The organism is Actinomycetospora sp. (assembly GCF_055612215.1).
The window spans coordinates 1-2,090 of record NZ_JBVPVA010000622.1 but is presented as its reverse complement, the minus strand read 5'-3'; the positions used below and the strand labels follow the sequence as shown (position 1 = coordinate 2,090).

Below are 2,090 nucleotides of genomic sequence, written 5' to 3'. Positions count from 1 at the left end.
GCCAGGTCGTGGGCCTCGTTGGCCGGGATCCCGGTGAGCTGCGGGACCTGCGCGGTCGGGCTGGGCGAGAGGGTGGTGGTGTCGTCGGACATCGGTGACCTCCGAAGGTCGTCAGGGATCGTGCTCAGGCGGCCGGGACCGGATGTGCCGAGCGTCTACGGCGTAACAACGCTCGACGCTCGTCTTCTCCTTCCCCGCCCCAGATGCCGTACGGCTCCTCGACCTGGTGGGCCCAGCTGCGGCAGGCGGCCATGACGGGGCAGCCGGCGCAGATCGCCTTCGCGCGGGCCACGCGCTGAGCGCGGGACGGGTCGCGCTCGCCGTCGGGGTGGAAGAAGATTTCGAGATCCATGTCGCGGCAGGCGGCATGGCGTTGCCAGTCCCAGTGCGCCACCAGCGCGGCCGGAAGGCGGGACACATCGGCCACGACGACCACCTCCTCCTACGGAACGTCGTAGACCCGAGGCTACCCGCGGGTACCGCCGTCAACCGCCGCTCGACGAGCCCGTGGAGGAGGTGCTCAGCACCATCGCGTCGCGCCCGCCGGGCACCAGTGCGAAGAGCCGGACGGCGGTCGAGAGGACCCCGCCGGTGCGGGTGGCGGTGGCGTCGACGAGGGAGGTCTCCTCGCGTCGGGCGCCCGGCGGGAGCGCTGCCACGAGGTCCGCGGTCGAGGAGCCGAAGCCGGTGTCCGCGGCCCACATGGCCGGCTGCCAGCCCGCGACCCGGGTGACCCACGGCGCGACGGTGTCGGCGACGAGGGTCCCGCCCGGCGACAGCGCGCTGGTGACGGCCGTGTGAACGCCCTCTGGGTCGAGGTACATGAGCAGGCCCTCGGCGAGGACGAGCCGGGGGAGGTCGTCGGGGACCTCCGACCACCAGGTGGGGTCGGTGACGGACGCGGCGATCGTCGTGGCGCCCTCGCGCTCGTCGTACAGCTGCCGGCGCAGCTCGATCACCGGCTCCTGGTCGACGTCGAACCACCGCACCCCCGGCCCGGGGTCGAGGCGCAGGACGCGGCTGTCGAGGCCGCACCCGAGGTGCAGGACGACGGCCTCGTCGTGCGCGGCGAGGAAGGCGCGCGCAGCGTCGTCGATGAGCTTCGCGCGGGTGCAGACCAGCGGGGTGCTGCCGCCGAGGCTGACGCCGTGGTCCGGGGGCTCGTCGACGCGGTCGAGCAGGTCGGCGGCGAATCCGTCGCCCAGGATCGGGTGCGCGGACGCGGCGTCGTGGGCGTGCATGGCGAGGGTCCAGAGCATCGTCCGCTGCTCCTGGCGCAGCTCCACGGTCATGGGCGGCGGGTTCCTCATCCGGACCCGCCGCACACCGGCCGAAAACCGATGGCCGCCCACGACGACCGCGCGCTACGTTTCCGGCCGCCGTGCGAGAGAACGAGGAGGTGGTCCCCGTGAGCGTTGCGTCATGGGTGCTCCCCTCCGGGGTCACGGCCGGGCGATAGGTCGTCCGGGAGCGCCCCTCCAGGCACTCCCGAAGGGCACGACCATGCGATTCACGTCCGAACAGCACCACGACGACGGCGTCCTCGAGCGCCGGTTCACCCTGGACGAGATCCCCGGCATCCTGTGGACGCCGGGGTCCACACCCTCGCCGCTGATCCTGCTGGGCCACCCCGGCGGGCTGGACCGGATGTATCCCCGGCTGCTGGGCCGCGCCCGGGGCGCCGCCGCGGCGGGCTTCGCCGCCGCCACCGTCGAGCTCCCCGGGGGCGGCGACCGGACGCCGTCCGCCGCCGCCGAGGAGGCCCGCGCGGACCTGCGCCGGGCGATGGCGGCCGGTGAACCGGTCGACGAGATCGTCGACCGGCTCGTCCTCCCCCTCGTCGAGCAGGCCGTCCCGGAGTGGCGGGCCGCCCTGGACGCCCTCCTGGCCCTGCCCGGGATCGACGGCCCGGTGGGGTTCGCGGGCGGGTTCATCTCGATCGGCATCCGGATGGCGGTGGTCGAGCCGCGCCTCGCGGCCGCCGTCCTGTTCGCCGGGAGCTTCGTGCCGCGCTCGATGGTCGCGGAGGCCCGAGCGGTCAGGATCCCGCTGCTGGTCCTGCTGCAGTGGGACGACGAGGGGAACGACCG

The 2,090-nt window shown here is 74.2% G+C and carries 3 protein-coding genes; 1 reads left to right on the top strand and 2 read right to left on the bottom strand.

Annotated features, from left to right (window positions below; genetic code table 11):
- Nucleotides 1-124 precede the first annotated feature (124 nt).
- Together AC0CYZ_RS17135 and AC0CYZ_RS17130 are read right to left on the bottom strand one after the other, a co-directional pair.
- Entirely contained in the window at nt 125-427 is a 303-nt protein-coding gene (locus AC0CYZ_RS17135) for a WhiB family transcriptional regulator (protein WP_472217474.1), read from the bottom strand.
- A 58-nt stretch (nt 428-485) separates the two neighbouring features.
- A complete protein-coding gene (locus AC0CYZ_RS17130; RefSeq protein ID WP_472217472.1) occupies nt 486-1,292 on the bottom strand; it encodes a class I SAM-dependent methyltransferase in 807 nt (268 codons plus the stop codon).
- A gap of 211 nt (nt 1,293-1,503) precedes the next feature.
- On the opposite strand from AC0CYZ_RS17130, the gene AC0CYZ_RS17125 reads away from it, so the two are divergent.
- A partial coding sequence (locus AC0CYZ_RS17125; RefSeq protein WP_472217470.1) for an alpha/beta hydrolase occupies nt 1,504-2,090 on the top strand: 587 nt, incomplete at its 3' end.